We start from the raw sequence: 21075 nt of genomic DNA, 5'->3' as shown, positions 1-21075 counted from the left end.
CATCATATATTTAATAAAATTTACCATCATACATTTACAAAAAATATATTATTATACATTTAATAAAATATATTATCAAAAATGAGGAACGATCATGGACAAGAATATTACGATCATACACCCACGACCAAGTTCCATCGTGGCTTCATTGTACACTTTAAGGGACCTGAATGTCGATGTTGCAATACTGCACGGACCACCTGGATGCTCTTTCAAGCATGCAAGGTTGCTTGAAGAGGACGGAATACATGTAGTTACGACTGCCCTCGATGAAAGCGGTTTCGTATTTGGAGGGCATGATGCCCTCGTGAACGTGCTCCATAAGGTCAACGAGATGTTCAAACCGAAACTCATCGGTGTTGTGGGCACCTGTGCCAGTATGATAATCGGAGAGGAAATGCATGAACCGGTCATGGAGGCAGACCTTGATGTGCCGGTTATCGAAGTGGAAGTGCATGCAGGATATAGGAACAATACAAAAGGTGTGATCGTTGCCCTTGAATCCGCACTCGATGTAGGTGTTATTGACAAGACAGAATTTGAGAGGCAGCGTGCCCTGCTCGAGGAAGCGACCAATGTCGAACTAAGACATGGTGCTGCAAGCAAGGAATATCTTGCACCCTCACGCGGCGATGTGAAATATAAGGTCGCACAGAGGATCATCGAGCTGCTCAAGGAAGGCAAACGCGGACTTGTGATCATGAACGCCAAGAAAGAGACAGGCTATATGTTCGCAGACATCACGGTTGCTATCAATGAAGTAGCTGAGCAGCTTGGCAAAGCAGACAATATTGTCAATATGGCAAATATAGATGAGAAGCTGGGACTTCCAAGGGTTCGCCACCATGCAGAATGCATCACGAATGACCTGAAGGAAAAGGGCATTGTCATCCACGAGAACATTGGCGGACTTGACGAGTATCCCATTGCAGGGAATACTGTTGACCAGTTGATAAAGGACAAGTACAAAGACTTCGATTTCGCTGTGATAAGCGGTGTCCCGCATGCAATACCAATGGACCACATCTCCGACATGGAACTTATATCCGTTACCAATGGACCAAGACAGGTATTGCCCCTTAAGGAAATGGGACACGAACATGTGATAGTCGAGATAGACCTGCATCCAAAGACACTCGGTGTCAACCACATCGTAGAATCCGAGTTCGGTGCCACATTGAGAGAAGTCGCAAAAGAATCATTATAAAACGGAGCATTCACAGATGAGCATACAGAAAAGAATAGCTATCTATGGAAAGGGCGGTATCGGAAAATCCAGTACTGCATCCAACGTTGCAGCTGCATGTGCCGATGAGGGTTACACGGTAATGATAATTGGCTGTGACCCGAAAAGCGATTCATCCATCACCCTTCTTGGAGGAAAACGCATCCCTACCATCCTTGACCTTCTGCGTGAGGAAAAGGATGTGAAAGAGGATGATGTCGTATTTACCGGTTACAATGGCGTGAAGTGTGTGGAAGTGGGCGGTCCTGAACCAGGTATCGGCTGTGCCGGACGTGGGATCATCGTGGCCATCCAGACACTTAAGAAGATATCAAAGACCCTGAACGAGATGGACCTTATCATCTACGATGTTCCCGGAGATATCGTATGCGGTGGCTTTGTGGCACCCATACGCAAGGGGCTTGTAAAACAAGCATATGTTCTGACCTCAGGGGAATACATGCCCCTTTATGCAGCTAACAATATCTGCAGAGGACTGGCAAAGATAAACACCCCTCTTAGCGGGATCATATGCAATTCCCGCAGTGTGAGCCGTGAAAAAGAGATAGTGACCAAGTTCGCAAGTGAGATTGGAACCGATCTCATGGCCTTCATACCAAAGGAACAGATCGTGCAGGATTGCGAGAGGGACGGTTTCTCGGTCATGGAAAAAGCACCGGACTCCAGCATTGCACAGGTCTATCGTGACCTTGCGAAGGCTATCATGCAACGAGATACTTCCGTTATGCCTGTTGCTCTTGACGATGAGCGTCTCAGAGAGCTTACCCGATAAAAAGAGATACCATCATGCCATCCGCAGATAAAAAAGAATTCAATATTCCAAGAGTGCTCCTTGCTGCTGACAGGTCGTCTTCCGGAAAGACCACCATCACCGCCGGATTGCTGGCAGCCCTTAAGACCAGAGGATACAATGTACAGCCATTCAAGGTGGCCCTTGATTATATAGACCCGAGCTACCATTCCGAGATAACGGGAAGGAGAGCACGTAACCTTGATGGATACCTAATGGGAGAGGAAGGTGTCCTTGATGTGTTCGCACATGCATGTGAAGTGGATGGCAAGGCCGAGATCGCTGTGATCGAAGGCGTCAGAGGGCTTTTCGAGGGACTGGAAAGCATTGGCGATATGGGAAGTACCGCACAGATAGCAAAGATGCTGAAATGTCCGGTGATCCTCATCATCAACGCCCGAAGCATCACACGCTCCGCCGCTGCCCTTGTCAATGGATATAAGGACTTTGACCCTGACGTCAATATCGTAGGTGTCATACTCAACAATATCGGCGGTATGAGGCATGCAAAGAAAGCCAAGGAAGCTGTGGAGCATTTTACCAAACTTCCTGTACTCGGCATCATCCCCAGGGACAATGCCATGCAGATATCCATGCGTCATCTTGGACTTGTTCCCGCGATCGAGGAAAGGCGCAGGGTCAATGATCTTGATGAGCGCCTTGCAGCCATAGAGAAAAGAGTGTCCGAAGGCATAGATATTGACAAGCTCATTGAGATAGCCCAACAGGCACAGCCCTTGAAGGAAGCAGAGAAAACGATATTCATACCCAGAAAGATAGAAAGTGAAAGACCTGTGATAGGGATCGCACTTGATGAGGCTTTTAATTTCTATTATCATAACAATCTTGAGCTTCTGGAACTTGCAGGAGCAAAACTTGAATATTTCAGTCCGATCCACGATGAAAGACTGCCGAACATGGACGGCCTTTATCTGGGCGGCGGTTATCCCGAACTCTATGCGGCTGAGCTGGAAGCGAATGAAAGCATGAGGGAAGACATAAGGAAAGCATCGGAGAACGGACTCCCCATATACGGTGAATGTGGAGGACTCATGTACCTGACCGAGAGGATCACCACCGGTGTGAAAGGTAAAGGGACATACCACATGGCAGAAATGAAAGAAGCCACCCATGAAATGGTGGGGGCCCTTCCCGGACATTCCCTCATGGGACACAAACGTGTGGTCAGTTACAATATAGGTCAGCTCGATGAGGATACGGTTATCGGCAATAAAGGAAATTCGTTCATAGGACATGAGTTCCATCATTCAGAGGTGACCGAAATACCAGATGATGCTGAATTTGCCATAAAACTATCCCGCGGGACAGGGATACGGGATGGATGGGATGGACTGGTCAGGAACAATACCCTTGGTGCATACGCTCATCTGGAAGCAGCATCATATAAAGAATTTGCAGCATCCTTCGTGGATTCCGCCATCAGATATAGAGGTAATAAAAAATGAAAGCAGAGATAGTCAAAGACCGTGTACTTGTAGAAAAAAAAGCCATTAATGAGTTTTACAATAACGGGTACTACGGCAGGCCTAAATCGAACGGGCTTGAGCTTACACTTATCGAAGCTGTATATCTGGCATACCGTGGGAAGATAGAAGTGGAACATGAAGGAAAGGTACTGGATTTTGCAGGTCTTTTCAAGGCAGCTTCCATCTTGCAGCCATCCTTCGAGCTTAAATATATCGTTTATAAGGACCTGAGAGAACGAGGATTCTATGTCCAGCCAGGAGTGACCGATTTCCGTGTATACCCACGTGGCAGTCATCCTGGAAAGGGAGCAGCAAAGCAGTTCGTCTATGTAAGGTCGGAAAGGGCACCAATGCCACTGAGGGATCTTTTGAAATCCCTTGCAGCAGCAGAGAACGTCAGGAAACAGATGATACTCGCCATTGTGGACGAAGAGAGTGACATCACGTTCTATGATGTGAAAAGACCACGATTAAAAGGTGAGATGAAGGAACCCCTTTATCCGGACATCAATACAGATGCAACTTTCCTTGAGGACAGGGTCGTTATATGGGATGAAGACGCTTCAAATACCCTTTTTGAGAACGGCTTTTACGGGAAACCCCTTGACAGTCAGAGATTACAACTTTCACTCGTTGAATCCCGATATCTCCTTGAGAAAGGTGTCATCAATATCAACAACAGACAGAATGAATCTCTGGATGCAGATACATTTTCAAAGACGGCCTCGGAGATCGAGCCAGAGTTCAATATAAAGAGCAGTGTTTACACAGATCTTCGAGATGAAGGAGTTGTGCCAAAGACAGGCTTCAAGTTCGGCAGTCATTTCCGTGTTTATGCACAGGTGGAATCACCAACAAAGATACCGCATTCCGAATATCTCATACATTCGATACCATTGGACCATGAGTTTACACTACCGGTCATGTCAAGGGCCATAAGACTTGCCAACAGTGTAAGAAAGAGGATGCTCTATGCTATCCCCACAGACGAAGGTGTGGATTACATCGATATTGGAAGAGTAAAGATGTGATGTCTGTCGGAATGAAAAACATTTATTAAGGATATTCCTGATTTTCCATTATGGAAGAACTCTACTTTAAAGACTGTCAGATGAAAGAGTTCGAGGCTAATGTCCTCGATGTGACCGATGATAGATTCGTTGTCCTTGACAGGACGGCTTTCTATCCCAGTTCAGGAGGACAGCCTCATGATACCGGTAAACTTGTCTGTGATGGAAAAGAGTATCCCGTCATATTTGTGGGTAAATTTGATGGGAAGATAAGTCACGAGGTCTCTGAGGCCGGATTGAAGGCCGGAGATCAGGTCAAAGGTATAATCGACTGGGACAGACGAAGCCTTTTCATGAAATACCATACTGCTGCCCATATTCTCAGTGCTATAATCCATAGTGAGACCGGTGCGAAGATATCCGGAAATCAGATAGCAGAAAATAAGACAAGAGTTGATTTTAATCTTGAGGACTTCGACAGAGAACTGATAGGCACTTATGAAGCGAAGGTCAATGAGATCATAGACCGCAACATCGATGTGGAGATAGATATCCTTCCAAGAGATGAAGCACTGAAGATACCATCTGTGGTGAAGCTCAAGGATGCATTCCCGCCGGAAATAGAAGAGATAAGAGTTATACGGATACCTGATGTCGATGACCAGGCATGTGGTGGTACCCATGTTGCAAATACTGGTGACATACCACATATTGAGATAATCAAGGCAGAGAATAAAGGGAAGAATAACAGGAGGATCTATTTCAGATTCTCCTGATCTTTTTTGACCAATTATTATTACTGATCTTTATGCTGAGCGCTTTTATCGCTGCCATCGTTCTCTTCAAAGTACCTTCTTGTCAGCAACACAAGACTTGAACCGACAAGTATCGCCAGGAAGAAAGCGATCAATGTTCCTTCGAATGTGAGGTCCTGCCAGGAGTGTACGGATACCCACATACCACTGCGTGTCACAAAGGTAGCGAATATTACCAGTATGAAGGAAACTATTGCCAGCATCGGAGCAAGGAAACGGTATTCTCCATAACGGACCCTTGTTGCCGAATGCAGGAATGCGGTAGCTGTTATCCAGGGTATCAATGAAGACGTCTCAACAGGGTCCCAGGACCAGTACCATGCTCCCCATCCGAGAACCTCATATGCCCAAAAGCCACCAAGACCTATACCTGCTGTAAGGAAAAGCCATGCCAGACGCATCCAGTTCCTTGTCAGTTGCATCCATCGATTGTCATCGATGATCAATGATGCAAATGCTGCTGCAAAGGGTATGGTGAATGCAGCATAGCCCAGGAACAATACTGGTGGATGGACTGCCATCCAGGGGTTCCTTAGGAGCGGGTTCATACCCTGTCCATCGATGAGATGATAGGCCGTAACAAAGGGATTCCAATTGGAGGTCTCGATAGCTCCTCCGAAAACAGCGTAATAGGTCTCGAAGGGATTCTTCAATACCAGAAGAAGGAGGAAGAAAGCTACTATCGTTAGACAGACCGCCCTTGTGATGTTCATTAACTTCGTATCTGCAAGCTTTTTTGTCTGTCCTGTATACTGAATTACCAGAAGGATCATGAGAGTGAACCATGTCCAGAGCAGGAACGAACCTTCCTGACCTGCCCAGAGGGCAGAAAAGCGATAGAACCATTCAAGGTCTATGCTGGAATGCAGATAGACATAGACATATGACGCCGATACTGTGAACAGATAATAGGTCAGCAACATGATGGCAGATGTTGTTAGAACACCGCAGCCTAGCTCGAACTGTTTCGACCGGGAGATCAAGCGTTCATCGTTTCGCAAAAGACCGATAATAGCCAGACATGCTGAACCTGTACCCAGGATGAACGCCAACCAGATAAATATCATTCCGAAGTTCATTTTTTAGCCCCCTTACGAGCCTTAGAGCTGTTATTTCGTTTTCCATTAAGAGGTATTTCGGTCTTCGAATTGTTGCTTTCAAGTGAACGGTCCACAAGCACAAGAGAGATTATACCGGCAACCATAAGGAAAAGACCAGCCCAGATGAATGTTATGAACGGAACTGTCCTGACATAAAGGCTGACCTCACCACTGCTTTCGTTCAATGCCTTTGGAGCTATGAACAGCTCTTCAAAGAGCCCTCGTTCAACATATGTGGTGGTGAATGTCTGACCCCATTTGAAGTCAGTTATGTATTTGACCTGACCACTATCAAAATAAGCCCCTTTCTTATAGACATCGAAGGTGACGTGGGTTGCATAGGAAGATCCCGGATATTGCTTGTATGGAGAGCCTTCGAAAACTGAATGCATGTCAGTTACGGAAACTATGTAGTTCTGCCCTTCGAACTATCCGGGAGAGTCCACGGTCACAATATCCGAGCCTTCCACCTGCATGTTCGAGCTGGCAACAATGCCTATGAGAATGAAAAGAATACCAAGATGTATCACATGAGCACTTATGCCCTTGAGCTTCATTGTCCATGATCCCCGCTCCATTGCCATGTACATCTTATAGAATGTGGCTACGACCGCCATTCCTGTTAATGGCACTGTGACATCGAGCGGAAGGTTCCCAAAAGGTGAGATGAAAGCGAACACCAGAGATAGGAGAACAGTAAGACCCGCAACTAAGAGTGCCTTCTTTGCACCGAAGTAACCATAAAGCAGAAATGTGGTGAGCAGTACGACCAATGCTGCTGTCGGTATTGCACTCCTGTCATTGAAATATTCAGCACCCATGCTTATCTCATTGCCTGTGGTGAGCTTCACGACAAGTGGTGTCAGCATCCCCAGAGTGATGAGAGCAGCAAGCAGAAGCATTGTCAGCACACTTGCCAACATGATGTTACTGCTGTTTATGATGTCTTTGCTTTCTTTCATTGGATTCACAATCGTTATTTGTATTAAAATATGTATCGGTATTAATTTGAAGGTCCTGATACAGCCCTGATATGAGTAATGTCGACATTGCCTATTAATCTCTTTACTTTTGAATCGTTAACAACGAGCATGAAGTTGAAAAGTTTGATATGCTTGCCAAATTGACCCCATCTCCATTCATCTCCCCATGATAGAACCATCCGATCAGCTTAATCGTTAGAAGCTCAGGTAAGAACTTCAGTTTCATAAGATTTTTGTAATCACATAGCCTATATTTAAAGGGTATTCAGGCTTCCGGAATAATTGGAACAAATGTGGGAAGCGATACTCTGATAGATGGAAATAGGGGGTGAAAGCAGATGGTAAAATGCGGAATTTGTGGAGGAGAAGCACCAAAACGGCCAAGTGTTACAGATGAAGGAAAATGTGACCAGTGCGGTAAGAAGTTAGAAGTGGCCAAGGAAGAAAAAGAGAAAAAGTAATTACTGTACTTCTGCGGTAATTTAACAAATTATTAATATGTGGGATTGCCTGTTCAGAAGGTAACTTCCACATTTTTACTACCAATAACCATTGATGTATGAGTTTTGTTTGTCATTAAAAATGTGGAGCCTTTGTGGTCAAAAAGTTCATTTTGCGATCAAATGGACTTTATTATCAAAACCTGTAATTTCTACAAACTTATAAAATGCAACAACGACTACGAAACCGTAACAAGTTATTGCATGTATATGGAAAAGAAAAGTTAAAAGACGGTGAAGTTCCCGCCTTTAAAGAGATCTTGTATCAGTCTACTTTCTTGAACTTTGAATGTACAGCTCCGCAGATAGGACACCTTTCAGGCGCTTCACCCTCCACGGTATTTCCACAGACATCACAGACGTAATAGTCGACTTCTTCATTGCTGCCAATATTGTCCAGGGCTTTCTTGTAGAGTCCGGCGTGGATCTGCTCGACCTGATTTGCCATATCGAAGCTACGAGCAGCTTGCTTGTTGCCTTCTTTTTCTGCTTCTGCTATGAAGGCAGGATACATTTCGTTGAATTCCAGGGTCTCGCCACTTATCGCTTCCTGAAGGTTCTCTTCAGTGCTCTTTACACCACCCAGAACTTTTAGATGAGCATGAGCATGTACTGTTTCTGCAGCAGCTGCAGCCCTGAACAATTTAGCGATCTGTCCAAGACCTTCTTTGTCAGCCATTTTTGCAAAAGCAAGATATTTCCTGTTTGCCATTGATTCCCCGGCAAACGCTTCGTTTAGATTTTCAATCGTACTCATGATATTCCTCCACATTATTTTGATATATTACAAGATAACTGGGGACATATCAAATATATGGTTAATGGAAAATCGGAGAAATATTTGAAGAATTACAGTGTATGAAAAATTAGTAGTATATCTTATACTTTTTTGATAAAGGGATGTATTTTTATACAGTTCGATGGTTTAATTCCATAACTTATGGAGTGGAACTATGAATACACAAAAATTAACACTTATTTTACTGATAACATCACTACTGCTCTTTTCCGCAGGCTGTATTGGTGAAGAACTCACAGCCGCACAGATTGCTGAGGAATATCAGCAAAAGCAGGCAAACATTGATGACTATTCTGCCACCGTTCATATGACGATGTATTTGAGCGAGCAGGAAATCACATCAATTACTTCAATGTCCCAAAAGATGCCCGATAAGACGAAAACCACCATAATACAAGCTGAACAGGGTGAAGGCATGGTTATGGTTTCCAACGGAAAGACCATGTGGACATATAATCCCGATCAGAATTCTGTGATGGTGATGAATCTGGGTTCCATGGGAGATTTTGATGCCAGCCAGATGGATTATACAGGTATGATGCAGGATCTCCTGGATGAGAACGATCTAACGTTAGATGCTATAGACACCGTTGACGGCAGAGACACTTATGTAATATCCATAAAACCAAATGAGAATTCAACGTCTGGTTTAGTTGTTGATATGAAAGCATGGATTGACAGGGAAACCTGGATGCCTCTTAAGTTCGAAATGTATGATAATGAAGGCAATCTAATGATCGTTACCGAATACAGGGATTTTGAAGTCAACACAGGTATTCCTGATTCGGAATTTGAGTTTGAGATTCCCGAAGGGGCGGAAGTGGTCACTCTTGATGGCTTTGATGAACTAATTCCCGAGGAAGTAACTCTTGAAGAAGCACAGGAGTTGTCTGAATATGATGTGCTGATCCCTTCCTACATTCCTGAAGGTTATGAGTTTGAAAGTGCAACAGTCAATAATAACATCCAATATTTTGGTGAAGTGCAGGAAGTTGTTTCCATGACCTATACGCAAAATTTCGAATCAATCCGCATCAGCGAAAGTTTCTATGATGAAGAACCTCCTGCAATAATGGAAACCAGAGGTGAAATAGTGGAGATCAATGGGTATGAAGGCCAGCTTGTTTCTTCACCACTTGATGAAGATTATGCATCCCTTTCATGGACCACAGGAAATATAAATATGATTATATTCGGTCCAGTGGACTCAGATGAACTCATAAGAATCGCTGAATCAATGGAATGAAGGACCTCATCCTTTGATTCCTACTTTTTTATTTTCATGACTAATCAGCTTTGTAGGATGGGGATGAGGCGAGATCTATGCTAGGAAATTGAGCAAACATCTTCAATTTAATCCATAAACATCAGGATGAATTGGTAGTTTCTGTTTTAACCAAGTAACATACCAATTATTTTTAATAATATTGCACATATTTTTAACTATGTATGTAAAAATTATATGTATTTTTTTATCAGCCATTCTTCTGATATTCGGCACAGTTTCTACATGTGCTAGTTCTGATGAAACTGTTATAGATGAAATAATGATGGAATCATTGATACAGAATATGGGTCACCAGGATGTGTTTATTAGACTGGATGCTGTAAAAACCCTTGTTGAGATTGGAGATCCCGCAGTAGATCCTCTGATCCAGGCACTAGAGGATGAAAACCCTAAAATTCGAGGAAATTCGGCATCTGCTCTTGGGAAAATAGGAAATGAAAGAGCAATACAACCTCTAATTGAATTGTTGGGTGACGAAAACAGTGAAGTCCAACGTGCTGCAGAAATTGCCCTTGGGAATATAAATGAGCCAGCGGTAGAATCTCTGGTTGGGACCATGAATGATCAAAATGAAATATTCCCCATCCGCTTGGCCACAATAAGTATTCTTGGGACAATCGGAGATGAAAGAGCAGTAGAACCATTGATCCAGATGCTTGGAGGTACAGATGCGGTAGATGCTGCTGAAGCTTTAAGCAATATCGGAGAACCATCCGTGGAACCCCTTATCGATGTCTTAGAAGATAATAATCCACTTGTACGGGCATATGCTGCCAGAGCTCTGGGTGGAACAGGTGATCCGCGAGCAGTTGAACCTGTAATTGAACTACTCAATGATGAAGATGAGAATGTAAGATCAAATGCTGCAATGGCACTTGGTGAACTTGATGACAGGAGAGCAATTGAACCACTTACAAAAGCTCGGAATGATGACTCAAATAGGGTACGTATTCTTGCAAGATCCGCAATTGATAATATTAAAAGACAAAACAGTAGCTATAAAGTTATAACATTCTACGGAAAAGAAATGGATTTTTATACAGAAGATGAAAGACGAAGTTGGCTTGATGAACTTGAGAGTATGAGGAATATAAGAAATGATATGGAGAAATACATGTATCCAGATGGTCCTGTTATTTCTTACGGGCAAGGTTATGATGGTTATATCTCAGTAACATTCCTGGAAGGATCTGAGATCAATGATTCTTTGATGGATGAAATTTATGAGACAATTGACCAGAAAGCTGTTCAGAATGGTATCGATAACATACCAGTAAAATTCGAATTTGATGAGATGCCCGTAGAAGACGAAGGAGTTAAAGAGGACATTGAAACTCCTAACGCACCAGGCTTCACTATCCTTTCACTTGTGATGGCATTTTTATTTGCACTTAGAAAGCAAAAACGATTGAATTTATGAATTGCAAATGGACGATTTCAGAAATTAATATGTGATACACAAACTGGGGAGATGAGGTGTCATGCCTAAAAATAAACTGCCAAATCAGATTACTCTATTTGCAATTGCAGCAGCGTTTATATTCATCGTATTGTATGCAATCCCATTGTTACTTGCGGGACCAAGTGAACCAATTTACACAATCATTAACGAAGATGAACATCCACACAATGCAAGTATTGAGATCACGAGATCTGATGGTAGCATATATGTAAACAAAACATTCAGTCTCGAAGCAGGTGAAAGCATCAAAGTGGGCAGACAATCTTTGGAATGGAATACACCCCCACAACTGACTTCTGAGACGATCAAACCTAAATGGGGCTATCATTTCAAATCCGAAAATCATTCAGTTTCATTTCACACTGAAACCAGTTGGGGAAATACGGTTACTTACACACTCACCAATGATAGTGGTGAATTTAATGTCGATATTTCAAGATTTGACTAATGGATTTTGATATGGAAAAATGGATTTGGCAACAATGGAAATAAAACAATCTGCAGATGATAAAACTGAATATTTGGATCGGATCAAAGAAGCTATCAAGGATCCCAAATACTCCATATTCGTTATATTGGGATTTCCATTCATACTTGCGCTAATAATGGCATTGGTCGGTCAATTTGGTCTGTTCGTTATACTTGTTGGACCACTTGTCGCATTGACTTATTATGCCTACTATACTGGGAACAAACTATCTTCTGCAATATTGGGACTATTGATCTTCCCTCTCATGTTCTTTTATGCAGGACCTCTCAGTGCAATTATTGATTTCCGATTCGAACAACTTGGCAGATACGTTGAATGGTCATACATATTTATTATTATTGATGAATTTTGGAAATATTCCCTTGCCCATTCACTAATCGGATTCTTAATCGCATTCCGAAAATATCCATATTTGGTGATTGCATTGCTTATATTTGTGCTGCAGCTCATGGAAATTGTCAGCCACATTGACTAAAGCAAGGAATTAAAGGATGTTAATAATGATTACAGAAAGGAAATTGAAGATGCTTGATTATCATGTGGTTGCTTTGATGGCTACTACTGGAATCTTTTGTGGATATTTCGTATTGATTTTCAATTCATATATTCATGAAATATATACATGGGAAATGATGATTAACCGTATACTTTTATTAATGGCGATTGGTGGAGCTACATTCATTGTTCTGCTGGGATATGCACATAAGATGAATGAATTAAAAGCTTTGGTGAAATGATAGAAAAAGCTACAATTATTTTTAGTTTGTATTTAGATACGGCTGCTATTTTTTGTTGAAGAATACTTAACTTTTGCACCATTTTAAAGCAATTGAAGGCTTTGTATGTCACTGATTTTTTGAGTTAATGGTTAAACAAGGTACTTCATAGTCAGATGCTCGACTTTGTAGTCAATCGGACTTTTTGGGCAAAGTCGATATTATAGTTGATTTTATATATCAATGAAGCAGATTAGAGCAAAATTACTGAGTTGATAACACGATCGAGATAATTGTTCTTGCACTATGGTTAATGCTTCCGGCTTACCTTCCAAATCCTTTTGCAGCACTGTTCGGGGGAGGAAGACCCATCGACAATGGCAAAACTATGTCAGACGGAAGACGGATACTTGGAGATGGAAAAACGTACCGTGGTTTCTTTGTAGGACTCATATTCGGAGCCCTTGCAGGACTCATGCAGATGCAGCTTCTTGAGAAGTACCCAATACTCTTCGGAGTGGAGCTCCCAATATTCGGCACAGGCGATTCCAATACCACAGTAGTGATATTCGCACTTGCATTCGGTTCCCTTTTCGGGGATATGTTCATGAGCTTCTTCAAACGCCGTATGGGGCTTAAACGCGGGGCACCACTGCCTATCATCGACCAGCTCGATTTTGTCCTCGGAGCATGGCTGTTCGCATATCTTGCATCCCCGGTCTGGTTCGCTGAGCATTTCACAGCCAGTGTCATCATAGTTATATTGGTGATCACTCCACTGCTCCACCTTTCAACCAATATTGTCGGTTATTTCATGGGAGTGAAAAAAGAACCGTGGTAAATCAAGGAGAAATTACAATGATATCAGCAAATGACAAGAATGAACTTATAGAAGGCCTTGAGAGTTGTGGTGCAGTAAAATTCGGTGACTTCACCCTTGCATCAGGAAAGAAAAGCAAGTACTACATCGATATTAAAAAAGCAAGTTCCAACCCTTCCACATTGAAGCTCATTGCAAAGCAGGCAGCTTCAATGATAAAGAAAATAGACATAGACCTCATCGGCGGCGTTGCCCTTGGTGGCGTTCCTATAGCCACGGCCGTGTCCCTTGAGACCGGCCTTCCGCTTTTGCTTATTCGAAAGGCTACCAAAGACTATGGCACAGGAGGACGATTTGTAGGGGATGCAAACAAAGGTGACAGGATAATCCTGCTCGAAGATGTGACCACAAGCGGAGGTTCCGTCATCGAGGCCATTGGAGCGATCCGTGAAGCCGGGTGTGTCGTTGAAAAAGTGATAACTGTAGTGGACCGCGAAGATGGTGCCACTGAAAATCTTGCAGAGATAGACGTGGAACTCATCCCCCTTGTACGTGCAAGCGAGCTTTTAGAAAAGTGTGGTTTGTGATCAGAGCAGATATCACTGCACTGACCCTTTTTTTACTTTTTACTTTTTACTTATTCTGTGCCCTCACTTCTTAAATAGCTGAAAGCTCATAGAATATAGAGGAGTGGGAATTCAGTATTTTTATAATACCAGTATCAAAAATGAAACTGGCCCTATAAATAGCAATATACAAAATATACTGGCTTGTAGTTAGTAATTAATGGATAGTGCTGAAGACCCTGCATTAAAAGGTGATAATATGTTCTGCTACCAGTGTGAAGAAACAATGAACGGCGAAGGCTGTACAAAGAACGGCGTGTGTGGGAAGAAAGGCGAGGTCTCAGACCTTCAGGACGATCTTATCTATGTGCTTAAGAGCATTGCATTCTACAACCAGAAAGCAAGAAAGGCAAAAATTTCTGAGGAGAGCACTGATGACTTCATGCTCGATGCACTGTTCTCAACTATAACGAATACTGATTTCAGAGCGACCGGAATACAGGACCGCATTGACAGAGGATTCAAGCTCCAGGCTGAGATCAAGCAGAAACTTCTGGATAACAATGCCCTTGATGTGAACGATCTGCCCGAGATCGCAACTGTGAGCCCGGAAAACCTCAAGGACAGGGATACCGGCATACTTGCAACAGAGAACGAGGACATACGCTCATTAAGAGAACTGTTGATCTTCGGGATCAAGGGGATTGCAGCATACGGACATCATGCAATGGTGCTTGGGCATACCAATAAAAAGGTCAATTCATTTATAGAAGAAGGACTGGTGGCAACCACGGATGACAGCCTCACCGATAAGAACCTCATCTCCCTTGTACTGAGATGTGGGGAAAAGGGTTTTGATGTGATGGCACTGCTTGACATGGCAAATACCGGTACATTCGGAAATCCGGAACCCACAGAGGTCAATATAGGAACAAGGAACAATCCGGGAATTCTCATAAGCGGACACGATCTTAAAGACCTGAAACAACTGCTGGACCAGACACAAGGCAGCGGTGTCGATGTCTATACTCACGGTGAGATGCTGCCTGCAAACTCATATCCTGAGTTTAAGAAATATGAGCATCTCGTAGGCAACTACGGTGGCTCATGGTGGCATCAGAAGAAAGAGTTCGAAAGCTTCAACGGACCTATACTGATGACAAGCAATTGTATCGTTCCTCCGGGTAAGGCATACCTTGACAGGATATACACCACCAGCTCTGTTGGTTTTGATGGGGTCACACATCTCGTTGGGAAGGATGGACAAAAGGATTTCTCAGCGATAATCGAACAGGCTAAGAAATGCGAACCACCCGTCCAACTTGAAGAGGGAACTATAATGGGTGGTTTTGCCTACAATTCCGTACTCTCTGTTGCAGACAAGGTCGTTGATGCCGTCAAAGCAGGCAAGATAAAGAAGTTCATTGTCATGGCAGGATGCGATGGTCGCCAAAAGGACAGGCAGTATTATACGGATTTTGCAGAAGCACTGCCAAAGGATACTGTCATACTGACTGCCGGATGTGCAAAATATCGCTACAACAAGCTTAACCTTGGAGACATCGATGGAATTCCAAGGGTACTGGATGCAGGCCAATGTAATGATTCATTTTCACTGGTCATCATTGCACAAGGACTTATGGCCAGACTTGGATTTACGGATGTTAATGAAGCACCGATCTCGTACAATATCGCATGGTACGAACAAAAGGCAGTCCTTGTGTTGCTTGCCCTGTTAAGGATGGGAATACAGGATATTACCCTCGGACCAAAGCTTCCGGCCTTTGTGTCACCTAATGTCCTCAACGTGCTGGTCAAGGAGTTCAATATCACACCGAACACCACGGTGGAAGAAGATATGGAGAGGCTGCTGAAATAACTCCCTGGAAATGGCTTTGAGATCATAGAGCTGAGATAATTACCTTAAAAAAATGGAGATAACAAATGAAGATCGTAGAATTAAGCAAGGCACCTGAAAAAGAGAATCCTCATAACGTAATTGCTAAAGGGCTCTATGACTCTGAACAGACACAGGTCGTTCACCTCGAGCTTAAGCCAGGGGAAGCTCTCAAGCTGCACAAGACACCTATGAACGTATTTTTCTATGTTCTCGAAGGCGAGGGCATCGTAGTCATCGGTGATGAGGAAGAAAGTGTCTCAAAGGACATGCTCATTGAAAGCCCGAAGGGTATCCCTCATTTGCTCAGGAATGAGAGTGACAGCCTTTTCAGGTTCCTTGTTGTGAAGTTGAAAGAATAAGTGAACGTTCGCAGGGTATTCTTAATATCCTGCATTCTTTTTTTATCATTTTACAATATGAACTGTTCGTTAAACAGTCATTGTACAATAATTTTTTACAGACGATGTTTTATTTTCACTGTGCGGCCACGTATGAAATATTCATACTTATACTATAACTCACAATATTGGAAAAGTATTTATTCAATAGTAGGAGATTTAGTTCTCTAATATATGACAACGTTATTTCTAAAAATAAACTGATCTATTATCAATATATTTCTTTTCAATTGAACGAGGCTAATAATATGAATGTTCTAATCATTGGTGGAGGCGGAAGAGAGAACGCTATTGCAGATGCCATTGCAAGAAGCGAACGCAACCCCACCCTTTTCGCAGTTATGGCAAAGAAGAACCCCGGCATTGCAGCTTTGTGCGAGGATTTTCTTCTGGAAAAGGAGACAGATGTGGAGAAGGTCGTGGGATACGCCAGGGAAAAGGGTATCGAAATGGTCTTTATAGGACCGGAAGCGCCTTTGTCGGTCGGCCTTGCTGATGCTCTTGAAGAAGCAGGTATCGGAGCTGTAGGACCCAGAAAGGATGTTGCACGTATCGAGTTCGACAAGGCATGGGCTCGCAATTTCATGAAGGACAACGACATTGAGGGATGTCCTGCTTTCAAGGTGTTCTCCGACAAGGAAGGTCTTCAGGAATACATCGAGGAATTAGGCAGTGTGGCTATCAAACCTGCAGGACTTACAGGCGGTAAGGGCGTAAAGGTAATGGGAGACCAGCTTCCTGACACCGGCGCAGCTTATGATTATGCTGTGTCCCTTCTTGACGGTGACAATGTTGTCGTTGAGGAGAACCTTGTGGGGGAGGAGTTCACTGTACAGGCATTCGTGGATGGAAAGAACCTTGCGTTCACACCCTGTGTGCAGGACCACAAGCGTGCTTTTGAGAACGACCTCGGACCAAACACCGGTGGCATGGGCTCATATTCCGATTCAGACGGACTTTTGCCATTTGTGACCATTGATGATCTCTATCATGCAAGAGAGATAATGAAAGCCACCATCACAGCTCTCGGTGCGACCGAAACACCATTTAAGGGCATGCTCTACGGCCAGTTCATACTTACAAAGAACGGACCTAAGGTCATCGAGTTCAATGCCAGGTTCGGAGACCCTGAAGCAATGAACGTGCTTCCACTGCTTAAGACGGATATGATCGATGTAATGTCAGCTGTTGTCAGCGGCACCCTTGATGAGCTTGATGTGGAGTTCCTGAAACGTGCAACTGTCTGTAAGTACGCTGTACCGGCAGGATATCCTGATGAGCCATCAAAGGACAAAGAGGTCGTTGTCGGCGATATCGGTGATGCACTCCTGTTCTATTCAAGTGTCTATGAGAAGGATGGAAAAGTTTACACCACCGGCTCCAGAGCAGTGGCTGTTGTGGGTGTTGCGAGCAGCATTACAGATGCTGAGAAGATCGCACAGAACGCACTTGAGAACATTACCGGTGACCTTCATTTCAGAAGGGATATCGGTACACCTGAACTGGTCCAGAAAAGGGTCACTCACATGGAACAGATCCGTGGATAAATATCTGATATGAGCTGGTAAAATGAAACATCTAATATCAATGACAGATCTTACACAGGAAGAGATCATTGAGATCCTTGACATTGCTGAGGACCTCAAAGAGAAAAGAGTTCGCGGTAAGATGACCGATCTGCTGAAGAACAAGAGCCTTGCGATGATCTTTGAGAAATCATCGACCAGAACAAGGGTATCTTTCGAGGTCGCCATGAGCGATCTTGGAGGCCATTCAATCTATCTTAATTCAAGGGACATACAGATCGGACGCGGTGAGACCGTTTCCGATACTGCACAGGTCCTTTCCCGCTATGTCGCAGGTATTACCGCAAGGGTGAACAGCCATAAGACCGTCGCAGATCTTGCTGAGCACTCAAAGGTACCTGTGATCAATGCATTATCAGACCTTGAACACCCCTGCCAGATCCTTGCAGATTTCCTGACCATACGCGAATACAAGAACCGCCTTAAAGGTTTGAAGTTCGCATGGATCGGTGACGGTAACAATGTCTGTAATTCCCTTATCCTGGGCTGTGCCCTGGTCGGTATGCAGATAGCTGTTGCATGTCCGGAAGGCTATATGCCAAACCCTGAGATCGTGGCAAAGGGAAGAGAACTTGGCGGTGATATACTGATAACCACCGATCCAGAAGAAGCAGCAAAGGATGCTGATGTCCTTTACGCCGATGTATGGGTATCCATGGGTGATGAGGAAGAGAGGGAGAAGAGGCTTAGCGACCTCGCAGACTACCAGATCAATTCCAACCTGGTGGAACTTGCAAAGCCTGATGTCATCTTCATGCACTGCCTGCCTGCCCACAGAGGTGAAGAGGTCTCCGCAGAGGTCATGGACGGCCCTCATTCAGTCGTCTTCGATCAGGCAGAGAACCGCCTGCATGCCCAGAAAGCACTTATCATGAAACTGATGGCATAACCCCATCAGCTTTCCATTCTTTTTTAGCATTTCGGACCTTTTTTATATCGCCATTTTAATGGCGTTGTACAATTTCAAAGCCATTGTACTTTTTAGACCCTCTCCACAATTTCCACATCGGTCGCCAATTCGAAAGAGATTATGCTATATATCAACATCAACAATCTATAAATTAGATCAAGAGTTCCTGTTTCTTCTTCTCTTGATCGACTCCTTTACAACCATTTTTAAAACAACTCCAAAGAAAACTTTTTTGTCAAGGCCTTCGGGCCAACCAAATACGCTAGAGGAGCTGGTCCTCTAGCAACTTTACCATTAACGGGGTGTAGGGGTAGAGAAAGCCCACGAACTTTAGTCGTGGGAATAGTCACCACAACCCTTAATAATGAAAAACACTACTATTGGCTATTATCGTGGAGCGAGAGTTGCCCAGCCTGGCCAAAGGCGCTAGGTTCAGAGCCTAGTCTCGTAGGAGTTCGAGGGTTCGAATCCCTTCTCTCGCACCAAAACTCTTTTTGATTGATATTGTTAAAGATCGAATGAGGACGCTCTTTATAAATTTCGAGTTTTTTGTGAGTTCGAATCTTGTCCCTCACACAATAACAGGGGATAGAGTTAACATCAAAAAACACTCGTTTTTTCACGATATGTTTTGTCCATCTTATTCTGTGTACTGAAAAAAATTGATTTTAAAAAAAGCATGTCAGACAGATACTGATCAATCGGGAAGATTGCAGTTTATCTGTCTTTCATTAAAATATGTCAGAATTAAATTATATCAAGATATGATTAGTTTCTGGCTGGTCTGTGATTCTGAAAACATTCCCTGCAGTATACAGGTCTGTCACCAGACGGCTTGAAAGGTACTTCAGTCTCCTGTTTGCAGTCAGAGCATGTTGTCTTATGCATTTCTTTTGGGCCGTTGTTTGAACCAAAACCACTGCCGCCTCTGTTATTGTATCCCATTTGTTTATCTCCTAAATACTTTAGTAGTCCGCACAGTAGAACCGAGGCTGAGAATTATCGAATGACCAGTTTTACCTAGTCTTAGTCAAATGGCTCATTCAGATACTACTACTTCTTGCTATCAGCAATTGTTAAAAAAAACACAAAAATTGAGTAATCTTTTATAAAACCGTTGAGCAATCGAACAAGTACTTACAGCATTTTGTAGCATAAATAACCTCTTCTATCAAACAGCACATTAGCAAAGTAAAAAGCATAAATTAAGTGAAACTAAATTTTTTATTGTTCAAATGTTGCTGCACATATTCACAGTGCTAATTATATCAAAATGTATTTAATCAGGTATGTTAAAATTAATGTATCAAATTGTGAAAGGTAGTGGAATTTTTCAGTAACCATTATCATATATGGAAGCCACTTCTGAACCGATTAGAAAAGTCTGATTCATATTAATCATTCTAACAGCATTGACACTATCCGGTTGTGTCGAATCAACTGAAAATACACTTGAAACTGCATGAAGTAGCTCAATAACAAACTTCCCATCCTTCCGACCTTTCCCTAACATGAGCATTCAGGCTAAACGGCTTCTCACTCTCAGCATTTTTCTTCCTATAATGCAAAGTTCCCTTAGATAATCCCAACCTCCCCTTTAAAATCCCCATATTACTTTTGTAAAGAGGAGCATTTATACTTCAGGAATGCTTCCTAGGTCTTATTCACTTGATTGGCATACATATATCAAGAATATGATGCTTTTCGGGATGTTCTTCAGGGGAGTTTAAATATATCTCATAACTTGCTCGGGACATATCAATTTCAAGGTTATTTTGTATCAGCCACTCAACGATCTTTTCCCATGCAGGACCATATTCTTCTGATCCTGTCAGTTCTGCACGCATTACTACGTACTTTCCCCCGGGAAGCTTTTGCTTTTTAATATACCCATCCACTTCAACATCATCATCAATGGTCATACACGCATCCAGCTTAAGTTCTTCCGGAGGGGTAACACCTGGATCATCATAATAGCCAGACATGAAAAGAGTATCCGGTCCAAACAACTGCTTTTGGCCTGCCCAGTTACCCAGTTTACCGAACAGCTCTGCAAAGACCTCGACATTACCCACATAGTTGCCGACAAAGGAAACGTATGCTACGGTTCTTTCTTCAAGCTCTGTTATCTCTGGTTCGTTTATAATTTCCAAGATTATCACCTAACTTTAATTTCAAACAGTTTTTTGTAATGCGTACTATAAAAACT

23 protein-coding genes and 1 tRNA gene are annotated in these 21075 nt (G+C 43.1%); 18 read left to right on the top strand and 6 right to left on the bottom strand.

The window, feature by feature from the left end; genetic code table 11:
* Window positions 1-94 precede the first annotated feature (94 nt).
* The 5 genes from cfbD to alaXM are packed head-to-tail and all read left to right on the top strand — an operon-like array spanning window position 95 to window position 5309.
* Complete coding sequence (cfbD, locus tag AC20MK_RS03610; RefSeq protein WP_487356630.1) at window positions 95-1207, top strand: Ni-sirohydrochlorin a,c-diamide reductive cyclase catalytic subunit; 1113 nt, start codon at window positions 95-97, stop codon at window positions 1205-1207.
* 16 nt (window positions 1208-1223) lie between these two features.
* On the top strand, window positions 1224-2018 hold the full coding sequence (gene cfbC, locus AC20MK_RS03605) for a Ni-sirohydrochlorin a,c-diamide reductive cyclase ATP-dependent reductase subunit (RefSeq protein ID WP_487356629.1): 795 nt from the start codon (window positions 1224-1226) through the stop codon (window positions 2016-2018).
* Between the two features lie 14 nt (window positions 2019-2032).
* Window positions 2033-3502, top strand: a complete 1470-nt coding sequence (cfbB, locus tag AC20MK_RS03600) for a Ni-sirohydrochlorin a,c-diamide synthase (RefSeq protein WP_487356628.1) — start codon at window positions 2033-2035, stop codon at window positions 3500-3502.
* Window positions 3499-4554, top strand: a complete 1056-nt coding sequence (gene endA, locus AC20MK_RS03595; RefSeq protein ID WP_487356627.1) for a tRNA-intron lyase — start codon at window positions 3499-3501, stop codon at window positions 4552-4554. Before cfbB ends, endA begins: the two co-directional genes overlap by 4 nt.
* Window positions 4555-4604: 50 nt before the next feature.
* On the top strand, window positions 4605-5309 hold the full coding sequence (gene alaXM / locus AC20MK_RS03590) for an alanyl-tRNA editing protein AlaXM (protein WP_487356626.1): 705 nt from the start codon (window positions 4605-4607) through the stop codon (window positions 5307-5309).
* A gap of 20 nt (window positions 5310-5329) precedes the next feature.
* Here alaXM and ccsA read toward each other — a convergent pair whose 3' ends face one another.
* From ccsA to AC20MK_RS03575, 3 genes are read right to left on the bottom strand one after another with little or no spacing between them, the layout of a single operon-like run.
* Window positions 5330-6427 carry a cytochrome c biogenesis protein CcsA gene (gene ccsA, locus AC20MK_RS03585; protein WP_487356625.1) on the bottom strand — a complete coding sequence of 366 codons (1098 nt, stop codon included), beginning with the start codon at window positions 6425-6427 and terminating at the stop codon, window positions 5330-5332.
* Window positions 6424-6840 (bottom strand): hypothetical protein, encoded by a 417-nt coding sequence (locus AC20MK_RS03580; protein WP_487356624.1) that lies wholly within the window; start codon window positions 6838-6840, stop codon window positions 6424-6426. Before AC20MK_RS03580 ends, ccsA begins: the two co-directional genes overlap by 4 nt.
* A 36-nt stretch (window positions 6841-6876) precedes the next feature.
* Entirely contained in the window at window positions 6877-7410 is a 534-nt protein-coding gene (locus AC20MK_RS03575; protein WP_487356623.1) for a hypothetical protein, read from the bottom strand.
* 359 nt (window positions 7411-7769) lie between these two features.
* On the opposite strand from AC20MK_RS03575, the gene AC20MK_RS03570 reads away from it, so the two are divergent.
* Window positions 7770-7892: a hypothetical protein gene (locus AC20MK_RS03570; protein WP_487356622.1), complete on the top strand. Its 123-nt coding sequence runs from the start codon at window positions 7770-7772 to the stop codon at window positions 7890-7892.
* Between the two features lie 304 nt (window positions 7893-8196).
* Here AC20MK_RS03570 and AC20MK_RS03565 read toward each other — a convergent pair whose 3' ends face one another.
* Entirely contained in the window at window positions 8197-8688 is a 492-nt protein-coding gene (locus AC20MK_RS03565; RefSeq protein ID WP_487356621.1) for a rubrerythrin family protein, read from the bottom strand.
* 196 nt (window positions 8689-8884) lie between these two features.
* Here AC20MK_RS03565 and AC20MK_RS03560 point away from each other — a divergent pair, with 196 nt between their 5' ends.
* The 12 genes from AC20MK_RS03560 (at window position 8885) to AC20MK_RS03505 (ending at window position 19351) form a co-directional block, all read left to right on the top strand.
* A complete protein-coding gene (locus AC20MK_RS03560; RefSeq protein ID WP_487356620.1) occupies window positions 8885-9976 on the top strand; it encodes an outer membrane lipoprotein-sorting protein in 1092 nt (363 codons plus the stop codon).
* 199 nt (window positions 9977-10175) lie between these two features.
* A complete protein-coding gene (locus AC20MK_RS03555) occupies window positions 10176-11438 on the top strand; it encodes a HEAT repeat domain-containing protein (protein WP_487356619.1) in 1263 nt (420 codons plus the stop codon).
* A gap of 61 nt (window positions 11439-11499) precedes the next feature.
* Window positions 11500-11928 carry a hypothetical protein gene (locus AC20MK_RS03550; protein ID WP_487356618.1) on the top strand — a complete coding sequence of 143 codons (429 nt, stop codon included), beginning with the start codon at window positions 11500-11502 and terminating at the stop codon, window positions 11926-11928.
* A 19-nt stretch (window positions 11929-11947) separates the two neighbouring features.
* The gene (locus tag AC20MK_RS03545) at window positions 11948-12445 is read left to right on the top strand and encodes a hypothetical protein (protein ID WP_487356617.1); all 498 of its coding nucleotides are present in this window, start codon (window positions 11948-11950) and stop codon (window positions 12443-12445) included.
* A 25-nt stretch (window positions 12446-12470) separates the two neighbouring features.
* Complete coding sequence (locus AC20MK_RS03540) at window positions 12471-12707, top strand: hypothetical protein (RefSeq protein WP_487356616.1); 237 nt, start codon at window positions 12471-12473, stop codon at window positions 12705-12707.
* A 271-nt stretch (window positions 12708-12978) separates the two neighbouring features.
* Entirely contained in the window at window positions 12979-13527 is a 549-nt protein-coding gene (locus tag AC20MK_RS03535) for a CDP-2,3-bis-(O-geranylgeranyl)-sn-glycerol synthase (RefSeq protein ID WP_487357055.1), read from the top strand.
* 17 nt (window positions 13528-13544) lie between these two features.
* The gene (pyrE, locus tag AC20MK_RS03530; protein ID WP_487356615.1) at window positions 13545-14093 is read left to right on the top strand and encodes an orotate phosphoribosyltransferase; all 549 of its coding nucleotides are present in this window, start codon (window positions 13545-13547) and stop codon (window positions 14091-14093) included.
* Window positions 14094-14331: 238 nt separating this feature from the next.
* Window positions 14332-15951, top strand: a complete 1620-nt coding sequence (hcp, locus tag AC20MK_RS03525; RefSeq protein ID WP_487357054.1) for a hydroxylamine reductase — start codon at window positions 14332-14334, stop codon at window positions 15949-15951.
* Between the two features lie 65 nt (window positions 15952-16016).
* Window positions 16017-16331, top strand: a complete 315-nt coding sequence (locus AC20MK_RS03520) for a cupin domain-containing protein (RefSeq protein ID WP_487356614.1) — start codon at window positions 16017-16019, stop codon at window positions 16329-16331.
* A gap of 287 nt (window positions 16332-16618) precedes the next feature.
* Window positions 16619-17917, top strand: coding sequence for a phosphoribosylamine--glycine ligase (purD, locus tag AC20MK_RS03515; protein ID WP_487356613.1), 1299 nt, complete (start codon window positions 16619-16621; stop codon window positions 17915-17917).
* Window positions 17918-17939: 22 nt separating this feature from the next.
* Entirely contained in the window at window positions 17940-18845 is a 906-nt protein-coding gene (argF, locus tag AC20MK_RS03510) for an ornithine carbamoyltransferase (RefSeq protein ID WP_487356612.1), read from the top strand.
* A 418-nt stretch (window positions 18846-19263) separates the two neighbouring features.
* Window positions 19264-19351: transfer RNA gene (locus AC20MK_RS03505), tRNA-Leu, on the top strand.
* Window positions 19352-19634: 283 nt separating this feature from the next.
* On the opposite strand, the gene AC20MK_RS03500 is transcribed toward AC20MK_RS03505, so the two are convergent.
* A complete protein-coding gene (locus AC20MK_RS03500) occupies window positions 19635-19811 on the bottom strand; it encodes a CxxC-x17-CxxC domain-containing protein (RefSeq protein WP_487356611.1) in 177 nt (58 codons plus the stop codon).
* 719 nt (window positions 19812-20530) lie between these two features.
* On the bottom strand, window positions 20531-21019 hold the full coding sequence (locus AC20MK_RS03495; RefSeq protein WP_487356610.1) for an AraC family transcriptional regulator: 489 nt from the start codon (window positions 21017-21019) through the stop codon (window positions 20531-20533).
* Between the last annotated feature and the right edge of the window lie 56 nt (window positions 21020-21075).

This window comes from Methanococcoides sp. DA23, assembly GCF_057593895.1.
Note: the sequence above shows the minus strand (reverse complement) of the source record. Positions and strands in the feature narration are given on the sequence as shown.